Annotated in this window: 27 protein-coding genes; 10 read left to right on the top strand and 17 right to left on the bottom strand. The window is 63.2% G+C overall.

Features of this window, described 5'->3' with window-relative positions:
• Window positions 1–81: 81 nt before the first annotated feature.
• The 6 genes from rsgA to ACYVKQ_RS22050 all read right to left on the bottom strand — a co-directional run bounded on the left by rsgA (window position 82) and on the right by ACYVKQ_RS22050 (window position 6,214).
• Window positions 82–1,011 carry a ribosome small subunit-dependent GTPase A gene (gene rsgA, locus ACYVKQ_RS22075; protein ID WP_460677538.1) on the bottom strand — a complete coding sequence of 310 codons (930 nt, stop codon included), beginning with the start codon at window positions 1,009–1,011 and terminating at the stop codon, window positions 82–84.
• Between the two features lie 113 nt (window positions 1,012–1,124).
• Window positions 1,125–2,381 (bottom strand): 3-deoxy-D-manno-octulosonic acid transferase, encoded by a 1,257-nt coding sequence (locus ACYVKQ_RS22070; protein WP_460677537.1) that lies wholly within the window; start codon window positions 2,379–2,381, stop codon window positions 1,125–1,127.
• A 172-nt stretch (window positions 2,382–2,553) separates the two neighbouring features.
• A complete protein-coding gene (locus tag ACYVKQ_RS22065; protein ID WP_460677536.1) occupies window positions 2,554–3,195 on the bottom strand; it encodes a redoxin domain-containing protein in 642 nt (213 codons plus the stop codon).
• A gap of 144 nt (window positions 3,196–3,339) precedes the next feature.
• Window positions 3,340–3,783, bottom strand: coding sequence for a Fur family transcriptional regulator (locus ACYVKQ_RS22060; protein WP_460677535.1), 444 nt, complete (start codon window positions 3,781–3,783; stop codon window positions 3,340–3,342).
• Between the two features lie 302 nt (window positions 3,784–4,085).
• Window positions 4,086–4,859: an enoyl-CoA hydratase-related protein gene (locus ACYVKQ_RS22055; RefSeq protein ID WP_460677534.1), complete on the bottom strand. Its 774-nt coding sequence runs from the start codon at window positions 4,857–4,859 to the stop codon at window positions 4,086–4,088.
• 35 nt (window positions 4,860–4,894) lie between these two features.
• On the bottom strand, window positions 4,895–6,214 hold the full coding sequence (locus ACYVKQ_RS22050) for an aspartate kinase (protein ID WP_460677533.1): 1,320 nt from the start codon (window positions 6,212–6,214) through the stop codon (window positions 4,895–4,897).
• 92 nt (window positions 6,215–6,306) lie between these two features.
• Between ACYVKQ_RS22050 and fbp the strand changes: the two genes are divergently transcribed.
• Entirely contained in the window at window positions 6,307–7,341 is a 1,035-nt protein-coding gene (fbp, locus tag ACYVKQ_RS22045; RefSeq protein WP_460677532.1) for a class 1 fructose-bisphosphatase, read from the top strand.
• A gap of 86 nt (window positions 7,342–7,427) precedes the next feature.
• Here fbp and ACYVKQ_RS22040 read toward each other — a convergent pair whose 3' ends face one another.
• From ACYVKQ_RS22040 to yihA, 3 genes are all read right to left on the bottom strand, one after another.
• Window positions 7,428–8,003, bottom strand: coding sequence for a DUF5606 family protein (locus tag ACYVKQ_RS22040; protein ID WP_460677531.1), 576 nt, complete (start codon window positions 8,001–8,003; stop codon window positions 7,428–7,430).
• A gap of 37 nt (window positions 8,004–8,040) precedes the next feature.
• Window positions 8,041–8,520: an energy transducer TonB gene (locus ACYVKQ_RS22035; RefSeq protein ID WP_460677530.1), complete on the bottom strand. Its 480-nt coding sequence runs from the start codon at window positions 8,518–8,520 to the stop codon at window positions 8,041–8,043.
• A gap of 75 nt (window positions 8,521–8,595) precedes the next feature.
• Window positions 8,596–9,213 carry a ribosome biogenesis GTP-binding protein YihA/YsxC gene (gene yihA / locus ACYVKQ_RS22030; protein WP_460677529.1) on the bottom strand — a complete coding sequence of 206 codons (618 nt, stop codon included), beginning with the start codon at window positions 9,211–9,213 and terminating at the stop codon, window positions 8,596–8,598.
• Window positions 9,214–9,697: 484 nt separating this feature from the next.
• On the opposite strand from yihA, the gene ACYVKQ_RS22025 reads away from it, so the two are divergent.
• From ACYVKQ_RS22025 to ACYVKQ_RS22010, 4 genes are all read left to right on the top strand, one after another.
• On the top strand, window positions 9,698–11,995 hold the full coding sequence (locus tag ACYVKQ_RS22025; RefSeq protein ID WP_460677528.1) for an OmpA family protein: 2,298 nt from the start codon (window positions 9,698–9,700) through the stop codon (window positions 11,993–11,995).
• Between the two features lie 130 nt (window positions 11,996–12,125).
• Entirely contained in the window at window positions 12,126–12,851 is a 726-nt protein-coding gene (gene ubiE, locus ACYVKQ_RS22020; protein ID WP_460677527.1) for a bifunctional demethylmenaquinone methyltransferase/2-methoxy-6-polyprenyl-1,4-benzoquinol methylase UbiE, read from the top strand.
• Window positions 12,800–13,597, top strand: coding sequence for a type IX secretion/gliding motility protein PorT/SprT (gene porT, locus ACYVKQ_RS22015; RefSeq protein ID WP_460677526.1), 798 nt, complete (start codon window positions 12,800–12,802; stop codon window positions 13,595–13,597). Before ubiE ends, porT begins: the two co-directional genes overlap by 52 nt.
• 94 nt (window positions 13,598–13,691) lie before the next feature.
• Entirely contained in the window at window positions 13,692–14,444 is a 753-nt protein-coding gene (locus ACYVKQ_RS22010; RefSeq protein ID WP_460677525.1) for an SDR family NAD(P)-dependent oxidoreductase, read from the top strand.
• A 137-nt stretch (window positions 14,445–14,581) separates the two neighbouring features.
• Here the strand turns inward: ACYVKQ_RS22010 and ACYVKQ_RS22005 are convergent, their stop codons facing one another.
• Entirely contained in the window at window positions 14,582–15,241 is a 660-nt protein-coding gene (locus ACYVKQ_RS22005) for an alpha/beta hydrolase (RefSeq protein WP_460677524.1), read from the bottom strand.
• Window positions 15,242–15,292: 51 nt separating this feature from the next.
• A complete protein-coding gene (locus ACYVKQ_RS22000; protein WP_460677523.1) occupies window positions 15,293–15,784 on the bottom strand; it encodes a cytidine deaminase in 492 nt (163 codons plus the stop codon).
• A gap of 201 nt (window positions 15,785–15,985) precedes the next feature.
• Here ACYVKQ_RS22000 and ACYVKQ_RS21995 point away from each other — a divergent pair, with 201 nt between their 5' ends.
• The 3 genes from ACYVKQ_RS21995 to ACYVKQ_RS21985 are packed head-to-tail and all read left to right on the top strand — an operon-like array spanning window position 15,986 to window position 18,998.
• Window positions 15,986–17,341: a saccharopine dehydrogenase family protein gene (locus ACYVKQ_RS21995; protein WP_460677522.1), complete on the top strand. Its 1,356-nt coding sequence runs from the start codon at window positions 15,986–15,988 to the stop codon at window positions 17,339–17,341.
• A 21-nt stretch (window positions 17,342–17,362) separates the two neighbouring features.
• Complete coding sequence (locus tag ACYVKQ_RS21990; RefSeq protein WP_460677521.1) at window positions 17,363–18,304, top strand: hypothetical protein; 942 nt, start codon at window positions 17,363–17,365, stop codon at window positions 18,302–18,304.
• On the top strand, window positions 18,297–18,998 hold the full coding sequence (locus ACYVKQ_RS21985) for an ATP-binding cassette domain-containing protein (protein ID WP_460677520.1): 702 nt from the start codon (window positions 18,297–18,299) through the stop codon (window positions 18,996–18,998). Before ACYVKQ_RS21990 ends, ACYVKQ_RS21985 begins: the two co-directional genes overlap by 8 nt.
• 15 nt (window positions 18,999–19,013) lie before the next feature.
• Here the strand turns inward: ACYVKQ_RS21985 and ACYVKQ_RS21980 are convergent, their stop codons facing one another.
• The 5 genes from ACYVKQ_RS21980 to aroQ all read right to left on the bottom strand — a co-directional run bounded on the left by ACYVKQ_RS21980 (window position 19,014) and on the right by aroQ (window position 22,647).
• On the bottom strand, window positions 19,014–19,733 hold the full coding sequence (locus ACYVKQ_RS21980; protein WP_460677519.1) for a tRNA1(Val) (adenine(37)-N6)-methyltransferase: 720 nt from the start codon (window positions 19,731–19,733) through the stop codon (window positions 19,014–19,016).
• Window positions 19,734–19,758: 25 nt separating this feature from the next.
• Window positions 19,759–20,226 carry a ribonuclease HI gene (gene rnhA / locus ACYVKQ_RS21975; RefSeq protein WP_460677518.1) on the bottom strand — a complete coding sequence of 156 codons (468 nt, stop codon included), beginning with the start codon at window positions 20,224–20,226 and terminating at the stop codon, window positions 19,759–19,761.
• Window positions 20,227–20,344: 118 nt separating this feature from the next.
• Complete coding sequence (locus ACYVKQ_RS21970) at window positions 20,345–20,908, bottom strand: MarC family protein (protein ID WP_460677614.1); 564 nt, start codon at window positions 20,906–20,908, stop codon at window positions 20,345–20,347.
• A 97-nt stretch (window positions 20,909–21,005) separates the two neighbouring features.
• Window positions 21,006–22,061 (bottom strand): aminotransferase class V-fold PLP-dependent enzyme, encoded by a 1,056-nt coding sequence (locus ACYVKQ_RS21965; RefSeq protein WP_460677517.1) that lies wholly within the window; start codon window positions 22,059–22,061, stop codon window positions 21,006–21,008.
• 139 nt (window positions 22,062–22,200) lie between these two features.
• A complete protein-coding gene (aroQ, locus tag ACYVKQ_RS21960) occupies window positions 22,201–22,647 on the bottom strand; it encodes a type II 3-dehydroquinate dehydratase (protein WP_460677516.1) in 447 nt (148 codons plus the stop codon).
• Between the two features lie 72 nt (window positions 22,648–22,719).
• Between aroQ and ACYVKQ_RS21955 the strand changes: the two genes are divergently transcribed.
• Entirely contained in the window at window positions 22,720–23,316 is a 597-nt protein-coding gene (locus ACYVKQ_RS21955; RefSeq protein ID WP_460677515.1) for a Riean_0653 family protein, read from the top strand.
• Between the two features lie 45 nt (window positions 23,317–23,361).
• Window positions 23,362–24,267, top strand: a complete 906-nt coding sequence (gene xerD / locus ACYVKQ_RS21950) for a site-specific tyrosine recombinase XerD (RefSeq protein WP_460677514.1) — start codon at window positions 23,362–23,364, stop codon at window positions 24,265–24,267.
• Window positions 24,268–24,283: 16 nt separating this feature from the next.
• Here the strand turns inward: xerD and ACYVKQ_RS21945 are convergent, their stop codons facing one another.
• Window positions 24,284–24,733, bottom strand: coding sequence for a hypothetical protein (locus ACYVKQ_RS21945; protein WP_460677513.1), 450 nt, complete (start codon window positions 24,731–24,733; stop codon window positions 24,284–24,286).
• Between the last annotated feature and the right edge of the window lie 71 nt (window positions 24,734–24,804).

Genomic DNA, 24,804 nt, shown 5'->3' with positions numbered 1-24,804 from the left:
TGCCGGAAGGCGCTGGCGCGTCTGGTTCCGTTGCTCCGGCAAGGGTGGATGCCCCGCCAGCGTGTCGTTTGGCGCGCCGCCTTAGCGGCGGTTGTCTTCGTCGGCCAGCATGCTCAGGTAGCTGTCGTAGCGCGGCAGCGCAATTTTGCCCTTCTCCACCGCTTCCCGCACCGCGCAGCCGGGCTCTTCCAGGTGGCGGCAGTTGTGGTAGCGGCACTGGTTCAGGCGGGCGCGCATTTCGGGAAAGTAGTGGGCCAGCTCCCCCTTTTTCATGTCTACCAACCCCAACTCCTTGATGCCCGGCGTGTCGATGAGGTAGGTTCCGGGGCGCACCTCCAGCATTTCGGCGAAGGTAGTCGTGTGCTTGCCCTTATCGGAATACTCGCTGATTTCGGCTGTTTTCAACGCCAGGTCCGGCACCAGGGCATTGATGAGTGTGCTTTTACCCACGCCTGAGTGTCCCGAAAGCAAAGTAGTCTTGCCCTGCAGCAGCGCTTCGATGTCGGCCAGTCCCTCGCCGGTAGCCGCCGAGCTGCGCAGGGTGGGGTAGCCGGTGCGCTGGTACATGTTCTCAATCTGCCCGAGGTACTCCATCAGCTCTTCCTCGTACAGGTCAATTTTATTGAAGATCAGCGTCGCCGGAATGCTGTAGGCCTCCGCCGTCACCAGAAACCGGTCGATGAAGCCGAACGAGGTAGCGGGCGAGGCCAGCGTCACGATCAGCAGCGCCTGATCCAGGTTGGCCGCCACGATGTGGGCGTGCTCGGTCTTGTGCACCGAGCGGCGGATGATGTAGTTGCGCCGCGGCTCGATGTGGTCGATGACGCCGGTGCCGGCGTCGCCGTCGGGGTCGGTTGCAAACTCCACCACGTCGCCCACGGCCAGGGGGTTGCTCACCTTCAGCTCTTTGTGCTTGAAGCGTCCGCGCAGGCGGCAGCGGTGCAGCTGCAGGGTGGCGTGGTCGCGCACCACGTACCACGAGCCGGTGGATTTGACGACGGTTCCGGTCATGCGTTAATGTATGAGGGTGGAAGTTGAAGAGGTCAAGAGTTAGGAGGTTGTACTGGCAGGAAGGAAGCGGGTACTTGGCAGTTGTAAAGTCGCAAACAGTACCTTGGCAACCCCTAAATTCCTCCCCTCATATCCTCCTGAACTTCTCGCAGAATGCGCGCCGTGGCCCCGGCTTCCTGCTGTACGTAGGCGTAGGCCCGCTGGCCCAGCTCGTGGCGCAGGGCGGCCTCCGCGAGCAGCGGCTCCAGACGAGCCTGAACTTCGTCGGCCGAGGTTACCACGAACGCGCTGCCCAGGGCCACCAGGTCGCGGGCTTCGCGGAACTTCTCGTAGCGCGGGCCGAAGAGCAGCGGCAGGCCAAAGGCCGCGGCTTCCAGCGTGTTGTGCAGGCCCTTGCCAAAGGCGCCGCCGATGTAGCCCAGGTCGCCGGCGCGGTACAGCTCGCGCAGCAGGCCCACGTTGTCGATGAGCAGCACGCGGGCCCGGGCCACGGTGGTCGCGTCGGCCTGGGAGTAGCGCACCACCCGGCCCGGCAAGGTGGCTTCCACCTGCTGCAGGTGGGCCTCGTTGATTTCGTGCGGAGCTACAATGACGCGCAGCTCGTTGGCCCAGCGCTGCAGGCTGGGGGTAAGTACGTCCACGTCGGGCGGCCACACCGAGCCAGCCACCAGCACCGGGGCCGCATCGGCGGTGAAAGCGGCCACCACGGGTAAGTTCCGTGCCGGGGCGTTGGCCGTGGCCACTACGGTATCAAAGCGGGTATCGCCGGCCACCGTGGCCTGGGGGATGCCAATGCCGCGCAGCAGCTCCACGGACGACAGGTCCTGGGTGAAAATGTGCGTAAGCTGGCTTAGCACCCGCCGGAAAAAGCCGCCCCAGGGTTTGAAAAACACTTGGTCGGGCCGGAAAATGGCCGACACGCAGAGCGTGGGCACTTGCTGCCGCTTCAGTTCGGCCAGGTAGTGGTACCAGAATTCGTACTTCACGAAAATAGCCAGTTCGGGCCGCACCGTCGCCACAAAAGCCCGGGCGTTGGCGGCCGAGTCAAGCGGCAGGTACAGGATGTGGTCGGCGCCAGGCCAGTCCTTGCGCACCTCGAAGCCCGAGGGCGAAAAGAACGTCAGCACCAGCCGGTGCTGCGGGTAGCGCAGGCGCAGGGCTTCGAGCAGCGGGCGGCCCTGCTCAAACTCGCCGAGGGAGGCACAATGCACCCAGATGCGCGGAGCGGCCTCGGCGGATAGCCGGGCCTGCAAGCCCGGAAGCCACCGGCGGCGGCCATCCACCCATTGCCGGGCCTTCGGCACGAAAGGTGCCACGAGGCGCAGCAGAAGGCCGTAGAGGCGCAGGGCGAGGGAATAAAGGAAAACCAAAGGTGTGCGGAAGCTTGGGGCTGGTGCCGGAAGGGGGGCCAGCGCTAATCAGCCGGCGCAAGGGCTGGCTACTGGGAGAGTCGGCCGGCAAAAATACGTATTGGCGGGCGGCAAGACGAAAAAAGCTCCGGCCAGACGGCCGGAGCTTTGCGATTCGGAGCTACCCGAACATTTAGGCGTTGGTGGCGTGCTTGGCCAGGTAGCTCGACACGCCCTCGCGGGTGGCCGACATGGCTTCCTTGCCTTCCTCCCAGTTGGCCGGGCACACTTCGCCGTTCTTCTCGAAGTACTGCAGAGCATCCACGAGACGCATGGCTTCGTCGATGGAGCGGCCTAGCGGGCCGTCGTTCACCAGCTGGTGACGCACGATGCCGTCTTTGTCGATGAGAAACAGGCCGCGGTAGGCCACGGGCGAGCCTACGAAGGTCATTTCGCCGGCTTCGTTGTAGTCGTAATGGCCGCCGAGCACGTCGTAGTTGGCTGCGATGGTTTTGCTGGCGTCGGCTACGAGCGGGTAGGTAACGCCTTCGATGCCGCCCCGCTCGCGCGGGGTGTTCAGCCAGGCGAAGTGCGAGAAATGCGAATCGGTGGAGCAGCCCACAACGGCCACGCCTTTGGCCTCAAACTCGGCCAGCTGGTCCTGAAACGCAATGATTTCCGTGGGGCACACGAAAGTGAAGTCGGCCGGGTAGAAGTAGAAAATGACGTGCTTCTTGCCCAGGTAACGGTCGAGCGAGAAATCCTCTTCGAATTCGCCGTCAATTACGGCCGTAGCTTTAAACGAGGGGGCACGCTTGCCTACGAGAACTGCCATTGGAATGGGGTATGGGGTGAAGAAAAGACAATGAAAATGCGGCGGGTGGGAGGCAGTTTGGTTGGGTTGCTTGGGGTTGTATATGGCGCGGCAGCCGTGGCGGCGCAACGGACCGGGCACGGAAGCTTTTCAAAATCAGGAGGATTACTTGCGCACGCCCGTGATGTGCAAGGAGAAGGATCGGGGATGAAAGTGCTCAAAGCCCCGGCTGGCGAAGAAGTCCTGCAGCAACTGGTCCAACTTCGGGTCGCAGTAATCGATGATTTCCTGCGTGTCTTGGCAAACCAGGTGGTGGTGGTTGGTGCAGTCCGTGTCGTAGCGGCGGCGGGTGCCGTCGGCATCGGCCACGCGCTTCAGCAGCCCGGCCACCACGAAGGAATCCAAGGCCTTGTACACGGTGCCCAGCGACACGGTGGGGTTGGCGGGGCGCACGCGCCGAAACACCTGCTCGGCGGTGGGGTGGCCCGGCAAGGTCAGCAGGGCTTCCAGAATAACCATGCGCTGCTGTGTGGCTCGCAGCCCGGCCTGGGTCAGGCGCCGGTGCAGCTGGTCACGGTCGGGCAGGGGCAAGGTGGTGGGCGTACTCACAGATAGGAATGATTCTCCGCAGCAAAAGTACGTCTATAAGCGAAACGCCACCAAAAAGGTTTGCCGCGGACCCACCACGAACCAGGAAAAACGCTCGTTTGGACGCGCCGTAGGAGCCAAAGCGTGACGCAGCGAGCTAGGACGACTGGTTTGGGCACGAACAGCTTACAGCCTGCTGCCCCGAAATAACACCGCCCGCCACCGCGTCAGCGCGACACGGTGGCGGGCGGTGCTGGTGGCATCCTTCGCTGCCCTAGGGGGCTGATTACCTGCGGCCAAAGGACTGCTTGTCGGGCCGGGTGTCACCGCCCTTTAAACTGGGGCTTGCGCTTTTCTACGAAAGCCGCCATGCCCTCTTTCTGGTCGTCGGAGGCGAAGGTGAGGTAGAAGTTTTTGCGCTCGAAGTGCAGCCCCTCGTCGAGGTGGGTTTCGAAGGCCCGGTTCACCGATTCTTTCGCCAGGCGCGCTGCTACCGGCGACATTTCGGCAATGCTGGCCGCCAAGCGGAAGGCTTCTTCCAAGTACTGGCCCACCGGCACCACGCGGTTGACCAAGCCGGCCCGTTCGGCTTCCAGGGCCGAAATCGGCTTGCCCGTCAGCACCATTTCCATGGCGCGGGCCTTGCCCACGGCCCGCGTCAGGCGCTGGGTGCCGCCCGCGCCGGGCATCACCCCGATCTTGATTTCGGGCTGCCCAAACTGCGCCGTTTCCGAGGCCACGATCATGTCGCAGGTCATGGCCAGCTCGCAGCCGCCGCCCAATGCAAAGCCCGACACGGCGGCAATCAACGGCTTCTTGGTTTTGCGAATCTGGTCCCACACCGTAAACTGATCCACGATGAGCATGTCGATGGCCGTGCGTCCGGCCATCTGCTTGATGTCGGCCCCGGCCGCGAAAGCGCGCTCCGAGCCCGTAAGCACGATAACGCGTACCGCCTCGTTGTCGTCAAGCTCCTTGAGGGCGGCGGCTACTTCCTGCATCAGCTGCAGGTTCAGCGCATTCAGCTCTTTCGGGCGGTTCAGTTCAATCAGGGCCACCTGCGGCCGGGCGTTCGGGGTTACGCGGATAAATTCCATGCGGTAGGGAAGAGGGGGAGTGTTAAGAAAGGCGCTCAGGACGACACACCGCCAAGCTGCTCCACAGCCGCGCGCGACACGAACTGAAACGTCTGGCGGGTGCGCTGCTCCAGCAGCAGCTCGCGGCCGCTCGTGAGCCGGCCGATGGCTTCTTGCGTGTAGTTCTTGATGGTGTAAAGCTCCAGGCCGGTGTTGTAGTAAATGGTGAACTGCTCGCGCAACTGGTCCAGGAGCTTGCGCAGGCGGTACTCGTGCCAGTCCGTGCACACCGAAAACGAAATGGCCGAGTTCTGCATCAGGTTGATTTTGAGCCGTACCTGCGCCAGCGTGCCGAAAATGACCTCCAGATTTTCTTCGGAAATAAAGGTGAGGTCCTTCGATTCAAAGGAAATCAGGCACTGGTTGGTTTTGCGGATCAAGGCCGGGGCCAGCAGGCCGTGCTTGCAGTCGTGAATCTTGGTGCCTTCGGCCGCCGGGTCCACAAAGGACTTCACGAACAGCGGAATGCGCCGCACGGCCAGGGGCTTAATGGTTTTCGGGTGAATCACCGAAGCCCCGTAGTACGCCATTTCGATGGTTTCCTGGTAGCTGATTTCGGGGTAGCGTACCGTATCCGGAAAAATCTTCGGATCGGCATTCAGCAGCCCGGCCACGTCTTTCCAGATGGTCACCGACTCGGCGCCCAGGCAGTAAGCCAGGATGGCGGCGGTGTAGTCGGAGCCCTCACGGCCCAGCGTGGTAGTTTGCCCGCTGGCGGTGCCGCCCAAAAAGCCCTGCGTGAGCACCACCCCGTGCGCGAGCAGCGGCAGCACCCGGTCGCGCACGTTGCGTTCGGTGGTGGCCCAATCCACGCGGGCCTCGCGCCAGGCGTGGTCCGTGCGAATCAGCGGGCGCACATCGAGCCAATGGGCGCCGGTGGCCGCGGCCACGATGCAGCTGGCCAGCAGCTCCCCGTAGCTGACCACCTGGTCGTACTGCCGGTCGTAGTCGCCCTTGCTGAGCGTCGCCAGCCGGTCGCCCAGCTCCTGCAACAGGTGCGCCAGCGCCCCGCTGCCCTCGCCGCAGGCCGGTGTGCCGTCGGCCGCAAGGGGAGCCGCGGGCAACAGACCGGCGGCCACGTCCAGGTGAAAGCGCCGCAACGCGCTGAGCGGCTCGGAATATTGCTCGCCAGAGTGGGCCAGGTGAAAGATGTGTTCCAGGGCGTTGGTGGTTTTGCCCATGGCCGAAACCACCACCAAAAGCGGTTGATCAGCAGGCTGCTGCCGCAAAATATGTTGCAGATTTTTTATCGCAGCGGCGTCTTTGACGGAGGCGCCACCAAACTTGAACACGCGAAGCGAATGCGAAGAAGGCATGCGCCAAAAGTAGAAAGCGCCCGCCAACTACGGGCGAAAACGCGTAGTTTTGCTACCCCTCGTTCCCGCCTTTTTTCACTTTACCCGCTGCTATGGATCATAACCAGGACCGCCTCGCGCTGCCGGTCGGCACCACCCTCGACCGGTTTATCATGCGCAAGCAGGAGGACTTTCCCTTCGCTACCGGCGAGCTGTCCCAGCTGCTGCGCGACATCGCGCTGGCTGCTAAAATCGTTAACCGCGAAATCAACCGCTCGGGCCTGATCGATGTTACCGGCGCCTACGGCCAGCAAAACGTGCAGGGCGAGGAGCAGCAAAAGCTCGACGTTATTGCCAACATCCGCTTTATCCGCGCCCTGCGCAACGGCGGGGAAGTTTGCACGGTCATCTCCGAAGAGGAGGAGGACATGATCCAAACCGGCAAAAACCAAGGCAAGTACGTGGTGGCCATCGACCCGCTGGACGGTTCGTCCAACATCGACGTCAACGTCAGCATCGGCACCATTTTCTCGATTTACCGTCGCCAGTCGCCCATCGGGCAGGAGGGGACCCAGGAGGATTGCCTGCAGAAGGGCATTCACCAGGTAGCCGCCGGCTACGTGATTTACGGCTCGAGCACCATGCTGGTGTACACCACCGGGGCCGGCGTCAACGGTTTCACCTACGAAGCGTCGCTGGGCGAGTTTTTCCTCTCGCACCCCAACATCACCACGCCCAAAACCGGCAATATCTACTCCATCAACGAGGGCAGCGCCAACTCCTTCCCCGAAGGCGTGGCGAACTTCGTGCAATACTGCAAAGACCAGAACTTCTCGGCGCGCTACATCGGCTCGTTGGTAGCTGATTTTCACCGCAACCTGCTGAAAGGCGGCATCTACATCTACCCGCCGACGGCCAAGGCCCCCAACGGCAAGCTGCGCTTGATGTACGAATGCAATTCCCTGGCTTTCATTGTGGAACAGGCTGGCGGCAAAGCCAGCAATGGCCTCAAGCGCCTGATGGAAATCGAGCCCAGCTCCCTACACGAGCGGTGCCCGCTGTTCATTGGCTCTACGGAACTGGTGGAGAAGGCCGAGCAGTTTCTGACCAAGGAAGCCCCGGAGGTGACGGCTGCACAGGAAGCGTAACCGCAGTTATCCGGACAAAAAAAGGCCCCGCTGAGCATTCAGCGGGGCCTTTTTTTGTCCGGGTCTGCTCCGGCGAAAAAGAGGGCTTACTCGGCCTTTTTACGGGCGCGCTTCGGAGCCGCATCCGCAGCGGCTTCCGGATTGCCGGCTGCGTCGTCGTCGGCGCCGCGCTGCGACGGCACGGCCCCGGCCGTGCTCAGCGTGTCGGTGGTTGCGTCCGTGGCTTCTGCCTGCGCAGCGGCCTCGTCGCCGGTGGCCGCTTCGGCCGACTGGTAGGTCAGGCGGCTGCTCACGGCGCCGTACCACGATACCAGTTTCTTGATATCGGAGAGGTACACGCGCTGCCGGTCGTAATCCGGAATGATTTCGCCCAGAAAGGCGGTCAGCTCCTGCTCCGTCGATTTGTTGGTAACGGGCAGCTGCTGGCCGTGTTTCTGGTAGATGCGGTCAAACACCTCGGTGAGCGGCACCGTCTGGTCCGGATCTTCGGTGTAGATGCTGATTTCGTGCAGCAACGAGACTTTGTTGCGGGCCGAAGCTACCGAGCGGCGGGCCTGCGGGTCCAGGGTTTCCACCAGCACGCCATTGTTGGCGGGGCGCACCAAGCGGTACAGGCCGGGCATGCCGCTGATGGCGGCAATTTCCCTCAGGTCGTAGGGCATAGGAACGGGAAAAGGGTAAGGAAAAAGAAAAGCAGGTTTACTGGGCGGTGTTGGCACCGGCGGCCCCGAGCTTGAATACGATGGGCAGGCTGGTCAGGATGGCGTACTCCGGCTTTTTAAACTGCAGGAGCTTGGTAACGCGCAGGGCTTCCTCGCCGCAGCCACCGCCGATCTGCTTCACCAGCTTCACGCCGCTCATCGTGCCGTCGGGGTTTAGCGTAAAGCTCACCACGCAGGTACCCTGGATGCGGTTGCGCCGCGCCATCAGCGGGTACTTCAGTTCCTTGTAGATGAAGTCGTACATGGCCTCCTGTCCGCCCTCGTAGTATTCGGCGACCGGAATGCTCTTGGGGGCAGCTGTGGCAATCTTGGTGACCGGGTCCACGGCCGGCGCGTCGGGCGCTGGGGCCGCGTCGCCTTCGGTCTTGGTTTTCACTTTCACTTTCTGCTGGGCCATGGAAGGCACGGCGGCCAGCGCCAACAGGGCCAGGGCCAGCGTGAAGGTGGTCTTTTTCATGTCAAAAGGGGGAGAGGAAGAGAAAGAGATGAAAACGAATTCGCGGCGTTTGGGCCTGGCAATTACGCTGCCAATCTACGCATTCCCGGCCTCATTGCGCATCTGCTGGTTTACCTCCTCAATAAAGCCCAGCACCTCATCCCGGCCGTTGCGGGCCACGGCAGACGTCACGAAGTAGCGGGGCAATTCCTCCCAGGTTTCGCGCATCTTTTCCAGGAAGCCCTGCACATGCTGCTGGGTACGACTCGATGACTGCTTATCGGTTTTGGTAAACACGAGCACAAACGGCACACCCATTTCGCCCAGCATCGTAATGAACTCGAGGTCAACGGCCTGGGGTTCCAGCCGCGAATCGATAAGCACGAAAACACACGACAGATTTTCGCGCTTGGCCAAATAAGCCCGGATCATTTTTCCCCATTTGGCCCGCGACTCTTTGCTGACGCGGGCGTACCCGTAGCCCGGTAAATCCACCAAATACCATTCGTCATTAATAAGAAAATGGTTGATGAGCTGGGTTTTACCCGGCAGCGAAGACGTTTTGGCTAAAGCCGTGCGCCCGGTCAGCATATTGATCAACGAGGATTTTCCTACGTTGGAGCGCCCAATAAAAGCGTACTCCGGGAATGTGGCAGGCGGGCACTTCGCTACTTCGGTATTGCTTTGCAGAAAACGAGCGTCACGAATTAACATAATGGGGCGAAGTGGAAAAGTGAATTACTCCCGCAAAAGTAGCCGGATGAGCGTTAGGGTTTTGGAGTCCTATTTTTTCTGGGTTCGTATTAAATTTTTTTCGTTTCCTGTTGCTATTATTATTGCGCTTCTATATTTGTGCGGCTCATAGTGGGGAATTTCAACTTTTTGCAGCCGGCAAGATGGATGAAATGCTGACGTCCCCCGCGCTTACCGGATAGGATACGACGAAGGTCGTATTATAAAATTTTTATCTTTGCCCGCGGTGAGCCCGTTTTCTGGGGATTCTGCGCGGTGTAGCGCCGGTGCGAGTTCTTCGTCCGAAGAGCCCTTGCCCGTAAAATTACCTCGGCAGCAAACTAACCTTAAGTCGGGTTTTGAGTATATAGGGACGCTTTTGCTAACCCTAGCCCTCGTTTTCGAGGAGTTACGCAAAACACCACCAACCCTTCTCTGCAACTCCATATTCCAAACTCCCCTTCCAATGGACAACTTCGTCAGAAGGTTACTACAGGCCTCGGTTGCCATGGCACTGACCGCTGCGGTGGCTCAGCCTTCGATGGCCCAAAGCACCCGAAAGCAACTGAAAACCGCCAATAAGTTCTTCGACCAGGAGAACTACCGGGCTGCCATTCCGTTCTACGAGCAGGTGCTGGCCAAGGAGCCGAACAATGCCTTGGCGCTGTTCCGCGCCGGCATTTCGTACATGTCCTTTGACAAGGAAAAAGCCAGCGACTATATCTACAAAGCCCAGAAGCTCAAGCCGAAGGTGTCGAAAGACGTAGAGTACTGGCTAGGCCGTGTAGACCACCTGAACTACAATTTCGACGAGGCCATCACGCACTTCCAGGCGTACAACGCGACGCTGAAAAAGAAGGACACGCGCAAGGCCCAGCTGGCCCAGCTGATTCAGCACGCCAAAAACGCGAAGATTCAGTTTAACTCGCCCAAGGACATCTTCGTGAAGAACCTGGGGCCGACGATCAACTCGTCGTACTCGGAGCACAGCCCGGTTATCTCGGCCGACGACAAGCTGCTGCTCTTTACCTCGCGTTCGGAAAACGTGACCGGCTCGAACGCCGGCGACGACAAATCCGGCAAGGGCAAGGGTAACGTGGCCGCTGACGGCGAGTACTACGAAGACATCTTTGAGGCCAAGCGCATCGACGAAGACGAGTGGGAAAAGCCCCGCTCGCTGTCGGGCGCCCTCAACGGCAAGGGCCACGATGCATCCATTCAGGTGTTCGACAACGACACCAAGATGCTGATGTACCGCCAGGACGAAAACGGCGACATCTTCTATTCGGAGCGCAGCAACAACGAGTGGACGGCCCCCAAGAAGCTCAACGGGAACATCAACTCGAAAGCCTTCGAATCGGATGCGTTCATCACGCCCGATGGCCTGACGATTTACTTCTCCACGAGCAAGTTCTCGGAAGACAACACCCTCGACATCTACTTCGCCACCCGCCAGCCGGGCGGCGACTGGGGGCCGGCCAAGTCGCTCGGTAACCAGATCAACACCAAGTTCGACGACGACAGCCCGTACCTGAGCCGTGACGGCAAGACGCTGTACTTCGCCTCGCGTGGCCATAACACCATGGGCGGCTACGACATCTTCAAGTCGACCTGGGACGAGGCTGCCCGCGCCTGGGGCCGCCCCGAAAACATGGGCTACCCGGTAAATACGCCGGACGACGATACCTACTACCGTCTGTCGCCCGATGGCTCGTACGCCTACCTTTCTTCCTACCGCATCGGCGGCTACGGTGAGAAAGACATCTACACCATCAACTACATCAAGAACGTCAACATCAAGGGCAAGGTCTTCTCGGCCCGCGACTCTACGACGGTCATTCCGGGCGTAGAGCTGGTGTTCAACGGGCAGACGGCCGACAAAACGGCCATCAGTTTCCGCGACGTGACCAAGCCGGACTCGGGCAACTACCAGGTGAACGTGCTGTCGGGCCGTTCGTACCAAGTGGCCCTCTCGAAGGACGGGAAGAATATCTCGACCGAGGAGTTTGCCGTGCCGGTGGTAACCAATGATTCTACCACCATCACGAAAAACTTCTACATCAACTACATCGATACCACGAGCGTGGATGTAGCGGGTCTGAAGCCGATTTACTTCGATACGGACAAGTACAACCTGCGTCCCGAGTCGGTGCGCCAGCTGAACCAGGTGGCCACGGTGCTCAAGGCCAATCCTGGCCTGAACATCTCCATCGAGGGCCATTGCGACTCGCGCAACACCGACGAGTACAACATGGTGCTCGGCCAGAACCGTTCGAACTCGGCCTTCAACTACCTGAAGAAAAACGGCATCGGCGATACGCGCATGGTGACGGTGAGCTACGGCGAGCGTCGTCCGGCCGCCCCGAACGATTCGCCGGAGAACATGCAGCTGAACCGCCGCGTAGAGTTCCGCCCGATCCTGAAGGAAGGCCAGAGCCTACGTGACGTAATGAGCAATTCGGGCGGCGGGGCTACCGGCGCAACGGGTACCTCGGGCACGGGCACTTCGACGACCACCACTACTACCACCGGCACTTCGGGCCGCTCGACGGCTCCGCTGCAGCCGGGCAAAACCAAAGTGAAAACCGCCGACGGCACCAAGGTGAAAACCAAAGTGGACGAGGACAGCGACAAGGTGAAGGTGAAAACCGAAGCCGCTGACGGCTCCAAAACCAAGACCACCACGAAAGAGGGGGAACTGGATGGCAAAGCCAAGGACGCCGCTACCGGCGACAAGACCAAGGTGAAAACCAAAAACGAATAGTGCCCCACGGCACCCCGAAAAACGGGTCGGACCAGAGGTCCGACCCGTTTTTTTTTAACATTATGCGCGGTGGGCCGTTCTATTTGGGCAATTTGCGGCCCGTTCGGCCGTTTGTACCGCACACTTTCTCATGACCGTAGTACCCTACAAAGACGACCCCACCGGCAAAAAGTCGCAGGTAGCGCAGATGTTCAACAGCATCGCGGGGAAGTATGACTTTCTCAACCACTTCCTGAGCGCCGGCACTGATATCTACTGGCGCCGCAAAGCCGTCGGGGAGCTGCGCGCACTGCGCCCGGCCCGGATCCTGGACATTGCCACCGGCACCGGTGACTTTGCCTTCGAAACCCTCAAACTGGGCGAGGAGGTCAACGTGACCGGCGTGGACATTTCGGAAGGCATGCTCGACGTGGGCCGCCGCAAGGTGCGGGAACGGGGCCTGGGCCACCGCGTGGAGCTGCAACTGGGCGATTCGGAAAACCTGCCCTTCGAGGATAACAGCTTCGATGCCGTGACGGCTTCGTTCGGGGTGCGCAACTTTGAGAACCTGCGCCAGGGGCTTACCGAAATGCACCGGGTGCTACGGCCGGGCGGGAAAGTGGTGATTCTGGAGTTTTCCAAGCCCCGGGCCTTTCCGTTTAAGCAGGCCTACAATTTCTACTTCCGGCACATCCTACCGGTGTTCGGCAAACTGATTTCCAAGGACCGCGCGGCGTATACCTACCTGCCCGAATCGGTGCAGGCCTTTCCCGACGGTCCGGATTTTCTGACCATTCTTAAGCAGGTCGGATTTACTTCTCCGCAATGGCAACCGCTCACGTTCGGCATCAGCTCCATCTACACCGCCACCAAGTAAAGCTGCGCCTGCTCGCGCTGCTGCTCATCGCGCTGCCTACCGCCGCGCTAGCGCAGAAAAAAAGCTACACCAGCGCCAAGCGCGGTAAGAACGGTCAGGTAAAATCCGTGACGGTCAATAACCTGACTGGCTACGACGACCGGTGGTTTCACCCCGGCTTCTACATCGGCCTGAACGCTTCGCGCTACCGCCTCGAACACTCGCAAACGTATGTCAATAACCTGCAGAATGGGCAGGGCATAGCCGCCAACGCCATGGTCAGCCCCGGCTTCGCGGTGGGCTTCGTGGGGGACGTGCGCCTGACCGATTACCTGAGCCTGCGCTTCACGCCGGGCGTATCGTTTCTGACGCGGGAGGTAGAGTTCAAGAAAATCGGGGCGGTCGGCGATTCTATCCAGAACCAGCAGATTGGTTCGACGCAGCTGGACCTGCCCTTGCTGTTCAAGTTCAAATCGGAACGGCGGCGCAATACGCGGGTGTACATGGTGGGGGGCGTGCGCCCCAGCTTCAACGTGGGCAACCGCAAGAAAGACCCCGAGCGCAGCCAGCTGCAGGTGGGCGGTTCCGACTTTGCCATCGAATATGGCGTCGGGCTGGATTTGTTCTACCCGTTCTTCAAGTTTGCGCCGGAACTGCGCTTCTCGCACGGGCTGACGAACCTGTCGCAGTCGGCCAACGACGTGTACTCCCAGAGCTTCCAGCGCATCCGCAGCAACACGGTGACGCTGTACCTCACGTTTGAATAACATTGTCTGATGGCTGCCTGGTCAACCGGCGGGGTGTTCGGATAAACAGAACACCCCGCCGGTTGACCAGGCAGCCATCTAACCATTTCTATACATGAAAACGGCATTGATTACCGGCGCCTCGTCGGGCATCGGGCGCGCCACGGCCGTGGCCCTGGCACAGGCGGGCTTTCAGCTGATCATTACCGGCCGGCGCCGCGAGCGGCTGGAGCAACTGGCCGCGCAACTTGGCCCTACGCCCGTACACCTGCTCACTTTTGATGTGCGCGACCGGGCGGCGGTAAAGGCCGCCATCGGGAGCTTGCCCCCGGCATTTCAGGGCGTGGACGTGCTGGTAAACAACGCGGGCAATGCGCACGGCTTGGCACCCATTCAGCAGGGCGACCCGCGCGACTGGGACCTGATGCTGGACAGCAACGTGCGGGGCCTGCTGAACGTGACCCACGCGGTGTTGCCGCTGATGCAGGCGCGCCGCAGCGGCTTTATCGTCAACATCGGTTCCATCGCCGGGCACGAGGCGTACGCCAACGGCAACGTGTACTGCGCCTCCAAGGCGGCAGTGGCGTCGCTGAGCAAGGGCATGCGGCTGGACCTGATCGGATTGGGCATCCGCGTGGCGGAGGTCAACCCCGGCGCGGTGCAAACCGAATTTTCGGAGGTGCGCTTCAAAGGGGATAAAGAGCGCGCCGACAACGTGTACAAGGGCTTCGAGCCGCTGCGGCCCGAAGACGTGGCCGAAGTCATCCAGTTCATGGTCACGCGGCCGCCGCACGTCACCATCTCGGAAGTAACGATACTGGCGGGGGCGCAGGCCGCGGCCACCACCATCGTCAAACAGCCTGCTTAACGGGCTGGCTGGAACGGCTTATTCGCGCAGTGCGGCAGCTAAGCCGAGGGCAATCTGGCCCACTTCTTAACCGGGGCACGAAGCCCCGCTTCGCCCTGACAAGCAAACAGCCCGCCGATCGGCGGGCTGTTTGCTTGTCAGCCTTGCTGCGCGAGCCGGCGCATCAGCGGAGCTTTCAGCTCGTGGTTACCCTCAAACCAGACCATTTCCGGCTGCGCCCCGTGCCCGCGCAAGAGTGCCAACTGTTCGTTGACGCGGGCCTCGGGCAAGTAGTTGTCGGAGTCGCCGCAGACGAAGGTTAGGTGGGGAATGCGCGTGAGTAGGGCCGCGGCTGCGGTCGGTTCGACGTCGTCGGGAAAGGTGCCGGCCCAGAGCACGAGGCGGGCCGGCGTGAAGCCGCTGCGCAGCAGCCAGCGGCTGACGGTGGTGGCGCCCTGCGAAAAGCCCAGCACGCACACTTCCACATCCGCCGGCGCTGCCGCGAGCAGTTGCTGCAGCAGGGTGTCGAGGTAGGCGGAGAAGTCCTCGATTTCGCTGAGGCGGTCTTCGCGCGTCATCCAGGTGGCGCCGACGCGGCCGCCGTTGCCTTGCAGGTAAAACCGGGATAGGCCCTCCGGCGCAACGACCACCGTCCCGGGTACGTCCTCGACGGCCGGGCGGAAGTGGCGGATGAAATAGCTAGCCAGCTGCCCGTAGCCGTGGCACACCAGCCACAGCCGGCGAGCGGTGGCCAAGTCGCCAAGCTGGCAATAGCGGGCGGTGCGGGGCACCTGCAGGCGGTGTTCGTGAGCGTCCATAACGGGCAGGAGGGGCGGGCCAGCGGCGACGAACCGCAGCCCGCCGGGGGCTTAGCCGCGCGCCGGCAGGACGTCCGACATGAACTGGAAGGGGAGCAGATCGGCGAAGCGCCGGAAGCGCCAGATGGTGCCGTTCGGGCCGGGCACGAGCAGCGGAATGGCGTCGCCCTGCTGGTTTTCAAACTCGATCATGACCTGTCGGCAGGCCCCGCACGAGGTGACGGCCACGAACTCGCCGCCCTGCGGCCGGGCGGCTACCGCCATGATTTGGATGCGGCGCCGGGGCTGCCGGCCGTTCAAGCCGAACAGCAGGGTGCGCTCGGCGCACAAACCTGAAGGATAGGCGGCGTTTTCCTGGTTGGTGTTCCAGGCAATGCTGCCGTCGTCGAGCAGCAGGGCGGCCCCGACGTGGAAATGGGAATAGGGCGCGTAGGCGTGGGCGGTGGCCGCCTGGGCGGCTTCCCAGCAGCGGGCCTCGTCGGTGGTCAGTTCGGCCGGCGTGAGCACGTCGGCGGTGATGGTCAGGTTCAGGGTTTGGGCCATCAGTAGGCGCAAAAACGGCGGGAAAGTAGACGATAAGCAGCCACCTGACGGCGGCCCCGTTGGGCCACGGGGGACGAAAATAGTACATTTCGGGCAGGAATCAGCTGATTGTTGGTTGCTGGGTGTTGGACGTTCACGCGGGCCGAAACCAATCAACAGTCAACAATCAGCAACCAACAATCAACCACCACCCACCACCCCATGACCCGTATCCTGTTGCTCGGCGCCGGCCGTTCGGCTTCCTCCCTGATTCAGTACCTGCTGAGCCACCTCGCCGCCGAAGACTGGCAGCTTACTATCGCCGACGTGAATCCCGAGCCCTTGCAGGCCACCGTGGCGCCCTGGGCCGCGCGGGCGCGGGCCGTGGCCTTTGAAATCGGGCAGCAGGAGCGCTTGCACGAGCTGGTGGCCGCCCACGACCTGGTGGTGTCGATGCTGCCGGCGCTGTTTCACCCGCTGGTGGCCCAGGCCTGCCTGCACCACGGGCGGCACCTGGCCACGGCATCGTACGCCACCGAAGAAATCCGGGCTTTCGACGCCCCGGCGCGGGCGGCGGGGCTGACGTTCCTGATGGAATGCGGGCTGGACCCGGGCCTCGACCACATGTCGGCGCTGCCGGTGATTGAGGAAATCCGGGCGCAGGGTGGACGGCTGACCTCTTTCAAGTCGTACTGCGGCGGGCTGATGGCCCCTTACTCGGAGGGCGACAACCCCTGGCGCTACAAGTTCACCTGGAACCCGCGCAACGTGGTGGTGGCCGGGCAGGGCACGGCCCGCTACATCGAGCAGGGTCATCCGCGCTTCATTCCGTACCAGCACCTGTTTCGCCGCGTCGACCGGCTGACGGTGCCCGGTTACGGCGAGTTTGAGGGCTACGCCAACCGCGACTCGCTCGGCTACCGGCCGCTGTACGGCCTCGACGACATTCCCACGATGCTGCGCGGCACCCTGCGCCGCCCCGGCTACTGCGCCGCGTGGGCCGCGCTGGTGGCGCTGGGCCTCACCGACGATTCCTACCGCTTGGGCAACGCTGCTGAGCTGCCGTGGGCCGAATTGCTGGAATCGTTTCTGCCGCCGGCCCCGGCCGGCACAGTGCTGGCCGAACGCGTGGCGGCTTACCTGCACCTGGAGGCGACGGGCGAGGAACTGCAGCGGCTGGACTGGCTGGGGCTGTTTACCCAGCAGCCCGTGGGCCTGCCCGATGCCACGCCCGCGCAGCTGCTGGAGCGCCTGCTCACGGCCCGCTGGCAGCTGCAGCCCCAAGACCACGACATGATTGTGATGCAGCACCTGTTCGAGTACGAGCCGGCGGGTGGCGGAGCCATGCAGCAGCGCACCTCCTCGCTGGTGGTCATCGGCGACGACGCGGTGCATACGGCCATGGCCAAAACCGTGGGCCTGCCGCTGGGCATGCTCGTGCGCCGCTTGGCGCGGGGTGAGGTGGCGCACCGCGGTGTGGTGGTGCCGGTGCACCCCGACCTCTACGCGCCGGTGCTGCAGGAGCTGGAAGCCGACTATAACATTCGGTTTGTGGAAACGGAACACGCGCTGGCGTAAGCCTGCTTCGTTAACGGCCCGATGAAAAATTATCTGCTGCTGCGTCTGCGCACCCAGGCCCGCCAGTGGGCGGAGCTCGGCTGGTGGCGCGCCGCGTTGCTGCTAGCCATCGGCGCAGCGGCCGTTGGGCAGACGTTGCGCGGATTGGCCAGCTACCCAGCCGCGCAATGGGCGGTGCCGGGGCTGTTGCTCCTCGTTGTGGTCAGCGCCCACCGGCAGCGCTCCGATCTGACGTTTCTGCAGCTTACGGCTCCCCGGTGGTGCCGTTGGGTGATGGGCGAATACGCCCTGTACGGCGCGCTGGCCACGTGCTTGGTGTTGCCATTCGGGTACTGGCCGGCGGCGCTGCTGAGCGTGCTGCTGCCGCCTCTGGCCGCCTGGCTGCCGCCCGCAACGGAGCGCGCGGCGCGGCCGCGCCGCAGCCTCTTCCGCGCCGAAGTGTTCGAGTGGGTGAGCGGCATGCGCCGCCGGGGCGGGTGGCTGGTGTGGGCGGCGCTGCTGGCCGCAGCCGGGTGGCAGCAGCAACACCCCGTGGCGCCGGCACTGGGCCTGGCGGTTTGGCTGGTTACGTGCGCCAGCTTCTACGATACGCCCGAGCCCACAGCCATGCTGCTAGGCGCGGCGCGCAGCCCCGGCCACTGGCTGCGCGGGCGCCTGGGGTGGGCGGCGGTGTACTTGGGCCTGACGGCCGCTCCTTTTCTGACCTTGCTGGTCTTCAGCCCGGCCGGCTGGGGCGGCGCGGCCCTGCTGCTGCTCTGGGCGCTGACGGTACTGACGCTGGTGGTGCTGGCCAAGTACACATTTTACCCGCATACCACCATCATGCGCTACGCCCAGGGCGCTGTAATGGCGCTGGGTTTTCTGATTCTGGCAGACGAGGTGTACGTGGCCCTGCTGACCGCGGCCCTGGTGGGCCTGCTTTGGCGCAGCCGCTACCGCCTGCGCACTTACCGCTATGATTAGTATCCACGAGCTGCGCTACGCCTACGGCCCTCACGAAGTGCTGCGCGGCGTGAGCCTGCGGGTGCGTCCGGGCGCCATCCACGGCTTGGTGGGGGCCAACGGCGCCGGCAAAACCACCCTGCTCCACTGCCTCTATGGTCTGCTGGCTGATTACCAGGGGCAGATAGGGGAGAGCAGCGGGCTGCCCATCCGCGAATGCGCCGGGCTGCTGCCGTACGAACCATTTTTCTACCCGCGGCTGACCGGGCGGGAGTACGTGACGTTCTGCCTGCAGGCGCGCAGGCGGCCAGTCACCGGCCTCGATGCCTGGAACGAACTGCTGGAACTGCCCCTGGACGAGTACGCCGAAACCTACTCGGCCGGGATGAAAAAGAAGCTGGCGCTGCTGGCCTTGCTGGTGCAGCCCTTCCGCTACCTCATCCTCGATGAGCCCTTCAACGGCCTCGACCTGGGCGCCAACCTGCTGCTGCTGGAAATCCTGCGCCGCCTGCACCGGCAGGGCGTCGGGCTGCTGCTGACCTCGCACCTGCTGGCCTCGCTCACCGAAGTGTGCGACGAAGTAACCGTGCTGGCCGACGGGCAGGTGCAGCGGCACTACCAGGCCCACGAGTTCGGCGAGCTGGCCGGCAACCTGCTCAACGACCTGCACCAGATGAAGCTGCGCCAGCTGCAGCACCTGCTGCCCGGCCGCTAACGCCGGGAGCGGCGGTCAGAAAGCCAGGTAAAAGTCGCGCAGCAGGGTTCGGAACGCCTCGGAGTAGCTTTCGTCCTGGTCGTGGATAACCAGGGCGGTCGTGGTGAGCGGCTGCGGCTCGCAGCCAAAGGTGGTGATGTGGCGCAGGGGGCGGCTGCCGGGCCGGTGCTGCAGCACCAAGCCGCCGCCGGGGTAAAGGCCGCTGCGCCGGGCTTCCTGCTCAAACTCCCGCATTTCAGGCGGGGGCAGCAGCACGGTGAGGCGGCCGCCGGGACTGAGGTGGGCCGCTGCGAAAGCCGCCAGCTCGGCAAAGCTCAGCGTGTCCGGGGCCGCGTGGCGGGCGGTGGTGCGCGCCGCGTCGGGCGACCGGAGCGAGCGGCGGAAAAACGGCGGATTGCACAGGATGTGGTCGAAGGGCGCGGGCCGGGTGGCGGCGTACGCCTGCAGGCTCAGGGGGTGCACCCGCAAGCGGGCGCCCCAGGGGCTGGCCGCCGCATTGCGGGCCGCCTGCCCAGCCGCCGCCGCGTCGATTTCCACTGCTTCGATCTGCGCCAATGGATTGCGCTGCGCCGCCATCAGGGCCAGCAGCCCGGTGCCGGTGCCCACGTCCAGGATGCGGCGGGCCCCCGCGACGTCGGCCACGGCGCCCAGCACGCAGGCGTCGGTGCTCACTTTCATCGCGCACGCAGCCTGCTCGATGCGAAAGTGCTTGAACTGAAAATAGTCGTTGGGCATGGCAAATGGCGGAGCAGCGGCCGGGCTAGGCCCGCCGTGCTTCGATCAGCTCGTACCCCTCGTCGATCAGCAGCTGGCCCTGCGTAGCGCTGCGCACGGCCAGCTGGTCGCACCGCTCGTTTTCGGCGTGGCCGTTGTGGCCGCGCACCCACTTAAAGTGCACCTTGCGTTGCCGGTAAATTTTCAGGAAGCGGCGCCAGAGGTCCTCGTTGGCTTTTTTGCCGAAGTCGGGCTTCTTTTCCCAGCCAAACACCCAGCGCTTTTCCACCGCGTCGACCACGTACTTGGAGTCTGTCACGACGGTAATGGGCAGTTCGGGCCGAGTAATGGCTTCCAGGCCGATGATGACGGCCAGCAGCTCCATGCGGTTGTTGGTGGTGAGGCGGAAGCCCTGTGTAATTTCCTTTTCGTGGGGGCCGAAGCGCAGAATGGCGCCGTAGCCGCCCGGGCCGGGGTTGCCGCGGGAGGAGCCGTCGGTAAACAGGTGAATCAAGTGACTAGACGGAATGTGGGGAATGTGCAGAAGGTGAAAAAGGGGATGAATGCCTGTGCTCAGCCACTGGAACAGCATTGCCACGTTCATCCGCATTGCTCAGATGCCGCACAGTCAATCAGAAGTTTTGTTTGAACAGCTTGATGGCAATGGCCAGCAGAATCACGCCGAACACGCGGCGCAGAATGTCCTCGCCGGCCTTGCCCAGCTTCCGCTCGATCCAGGCGCTGCTTTTGAGCACCAGGTACACGAATACGAGGTTGACCACGATGCCAACCAGCACGTTGGGCAGCGAGTACAGGGCCCGCAGCGAGAGCAGCGTCGTCATGGTGCCGGCCCCGACGATGAGCGGAAACGCCAGGGGCACGATGGAGCCGGTGCCGCCGGCCAGGGTGTTGTGCTTGAAGATTTCCACGCCCAGGATCATTTCTAGCCCGATCAGGAAGATGATGATGGCGCCGGCCAGGGCGAAGGACTGCAGATCGACGCTGAAAAGGGCCAGGATGCTCTGGCCCAGAAACAGGAACACGACCATCAGCACGCCCGCCACGAGCGTGGCCACCTCCGATTTGATGCGGCCTTCGCGCTGGCGGATCTGGATGATAATCGGGATGGAGCCCAGAATATCGATGATGGCAAACAGCGTCAGCGTAACCGACGTGATTTCCTTCAGGGAAAACAGGGTGGCAAAATCAGGCATATAGGCAATGCAACAGCCCGTCCTGCCGGCCAGAAGCCCGGGGGCTTCGGCCGGACGGGCTGGTTCTGGTGGTCAGTCGTTATACGGCCGTCAGCAGCTGCTGGAGCTGCTCGAAGGCCACGTCGGGCAGGGCCGGAAAGTTGGCAATGCGGAAAGTGTTCTTGGCCCAGGACCCATAGCCGCTGCCCAGGGTGAGGCCGGCGGCGGCGGCGCGGCGCTTGGCCTCGTCGATGAGGGCCGGGGCGGCCTGCACGGCCACCACGGTGGTGGAGCGCGTCTCGGGGTTTTGCACCAGCGGCTGAAACTGCGGGCTTTCCTCGAAGAACTGGTAGAGGCGCTGCGCCCGCTCACGCAGGTGCTGGTCGATGGCCTTGATGGGGGCGCGGTCGAGCAGCACGCGGCAGAGCAGGTAGATGGCCAGCACGTTGGGCGTGTGCGTGGTCTGGTGGTTGAGCATCTTCTCGTACATGCTCACCAGGGAGTTGTAGTGGCCCTTTTCGCCAATTTCGCGGGCTTTGGCAATGGCGCGGGGCGAGCAGATGAGCAGGCCCAGCCCGGCGGGCATACCGAAGCACTTCTGCACCGAGGCAAACCACACGTCGGCCTTGATGTGCTTGAGCTGAATGCCGCCGAGCGAGGAGGTCACGTCGACGGCGAGCAGGGCGCCGGTGAGATGGCAGCGGTTGTAAAGGTTGAGCACGGCCCCGTCGCGCAGCTGGGTGGCGGTGCTCGTCTCGTTCTGGGTGATGCACACCAAATCCGCGTCCTCGGGAATGAGGGCCGGGTCGGGCACTTCCTCCAGGCCAAACTGGTGGCCCGAGCAGGCCGGGTGCACGGCCTTGGCGTAATCCAGCCACTTCTCGCCGAAGGAGCCGTTGTACAGGTGAAAGCTCCGGGTGCGGGTCAGGCTCTGGGCCAGGATTTCCCAGCACTCCGTGGCCGAGGAGGTGAAGAAGATCGTGTAGTCCTGGGGAATGTTGAGCTTGGTTTTCAGCTCGGCCACGGTCTGGCGCACCAGCGCCGTAAACCGCTCGCCGCGGTGCGGGGCCGACAGCCAGCCCTCGTCGAAGGCCGCGGCCAAGTACTGCCGCACGGCCGGGTACACCTGCGAGGGGCCGGGATTGAATGTATACATAGGTGAGAAGACGCTAGGAGAGGAGCCGCAAAGGTAGCCCGCAGATGGCAGGCATGCCGCTGAATTCAGCGGATTCCGGCGGATAACGTCACAACGCGGCGCGGCGTATGGCGCCGCCGGGCCCGGCCGTGCCGTTGGCTTAGACCTTGAAGCCCACCCGGCGCGGGCGCAGATTCTGGAAGTACTGCAGGGCCAGCCGGTAGCTTTCCAGCTTGAAGCCGCTGATGGCCCCCGCGCAGTGCCGCCCGATGAGGCTGCGCTGGCGAAAATCCTCCCGGACCGCCAGGTTCGAAAGGTGCACCTCCACCACGGGCGTGTGAATGGCCGCTACCGCGTCGGCCAGGGCCACGCTGGTGTGGGTGTAGCCGCCCGCGTTGAGCACGATGCCGTGGTAACTGAAGCCCACCTCGTGCAGCTTGTCGATGAGGGCGCCCTCGTGGTTGCTCTGAAAATGCTCCAGCGTAAAGTCGGGGAAGGCCTCCTGGAGCTCGGGCAGGAAGTCCTCGAAGGAGCGCGTGCCGTAGATGCCCGGCTCGCGGCGGCCGAGCAGGTTGAGGTTGGGGCCGTTGATGATCAGGATTTGCATGGGGCGAAGATGCACGGAACCACCCAAAGATGTGGCTTGCGGCGGGCCGCCGAGGCGCTAACTTGCACCTTCATGAACGTGTCGATGAAGCGTGCCATCCGCCAGCGTAGCCTCGTGCTGCCTTTGCTGGGACTATTGCTGCTCGGCAGCGGTTGCAAGAAAGTCGTGGAAGCCATCAAGCCCAAGCTGCCCGACGAAACCCAGGACGGCAAAAACACCTTCGGCTGTATGCTCGACGACAAGCTGTGGCTGCCGCATTCCGACCACACCCTGCTGCCGCCGCTCAACGCGGCCTACTCCGCGGGCAGCTTCACCCTGAAAGCCTCCGACGACCACGACGACCTGCCGGGCTGGGAGGAGTTCAACCTCACGGTAACGGCCCCGAGCCTGGTGCCCGGCACCTACACGCTCAGCTCCGGCCTGACGGCCCGCTACTGGTCGCGCGACAACGACCTGAGCAACATGCGCGACTACGTGGCCGGTGCGGGCAACCAAGCCACCCTGACCATCACCAAAGTGGAGCCGCGCACCAAAACCACGACGGTGCTCGGCAACACCGTCACCTCGACGTTCACCGTCGTGTCGGGCACCTTCACCTTCACGGCCAGCACCGCCGGCGGTCAGACGATAACCGTCAAAGACGGCCGTTTCGACGTGCAGGCGTTTTAGGGCGGCGCGCTTCGTTGCCGACTCCCGGCGTAGCTTTGCCGGACTATGGCGCTGAACTGGAACCTGGCATTAAAGCAGTTTGAAGGCTACCTGCGGCTGGAAAAGTCGTTGTCGGGCCACTCCATCGAAGCCTACGTGCGCGACGTGGACAAGCTGCGGCAGTACTTGGAAATCAACCAGCGGCCGGGCGGGCCCGCTCAGGTCACCACGGGCCTGGTCCGCGAATTTCTCGCCTGGCTGGCCGAGCTGGGCCTGACGGCCACCTCCCAGGCCCGCACGCTCTCGGGGCTGCGGGCGTTCTACAAGTTCCTGCTCATCGAGGACCTAGCCCAGCAGGATCCCACCGACACGGTGGAGTCGCCCAAGCTGGGGCGCAAGCTGCCCGACACGCTCAGCTACGCGGAAGTGGAGCAGATGCTCGCGGCCATCGACCTGAGCACCAACGAGGGTACCCGCAACCGGGCCATGCTGGAAGTGCTGTATTCCTCGGGCCTGCGCGTCTCGGAGCTGATCGGGCTGCGCCTTTCCAACCTATACGTCGACCAGGGCTTCGTGCGGGTGATGGGCAAGGGCTCCAAGGAGCGGCTGGTACCCATTGGCCGTGACGCGCTCAAGCACGTGGGCCTGTACCTGGAAGGCGTGCGCTGCCACTTGGACGTGCAGCGCGGCTCCGAGGACATCATATTTCTGAACCGGCGCGGCGGGGCGCTGTCGCGCGTGATGGTGTTCAACATCATTAAGGACACGGCCGCCAAAGCGGGCATCAGCAAGGTCATCAGCCCGCACACCTTTCGCCACTCCTTCGCCACGCACCTCATCGAAGGCGGGGCCGACCTGCGCGCCGTGCAGGAGATGCTCGGCCACGAAAGCATCACCACCACCGAAATCTACACCCACCTCGACCGCGACTACCTGCGGCAGGTCATCACGGCCTTCCACCCGCGCAGCTAACGTCTGCGGCGCCGGCCTAGCCAGTCGGTGATTTTTCCTCTGCCCGCTTCAGCGTGCGCAACTGCGCGCGCAGCCAGTCCTGGGCCGTGGCGAGGTCATCGAAAATCTGTAGTTCGAACTGCTCGCCGAAGGGCTGCCGGGCCGCTACGTCGGCGGTAGCAGCCAGCATGCCGGGCGCGGTGACGTGCGCGATGAAGCGCAGCCCCAGCGCGGCGGCGGCCGGGGCCCAGATTTGCTCCAGCCAATCAGTGGAGTCAAACCACGGCCCCGAAATCTGGCTGTTGTCGTTGAGCAGAGCCGGGGAATAAAAGTGGCGCAGCGTGGAAAGGTAAGCCTCGGCGCCGCGCTCCGCGTCGCTGGTGGGCACGGGGCCCGCCCAGGTCGCGTAGAGCCACTGGTTGACCGGGTCGAACTGGATCGAGCAGTACACCTGCTCCCGGGTGTTGTATAGATCCTGCAGGCGCATGCTAAGGGGATAGGGGCTGCTGATATGGCCTAAGTAAGGATTTATCCGGGCAGCTGCCAAAAGCTTGCGGC

It is taken from the genome of Hymenobacter coalescens (assembly GCF_054783195.1).
This window is presented reverse-complemented; position numbering and strand designations above follow the sequence as displayed.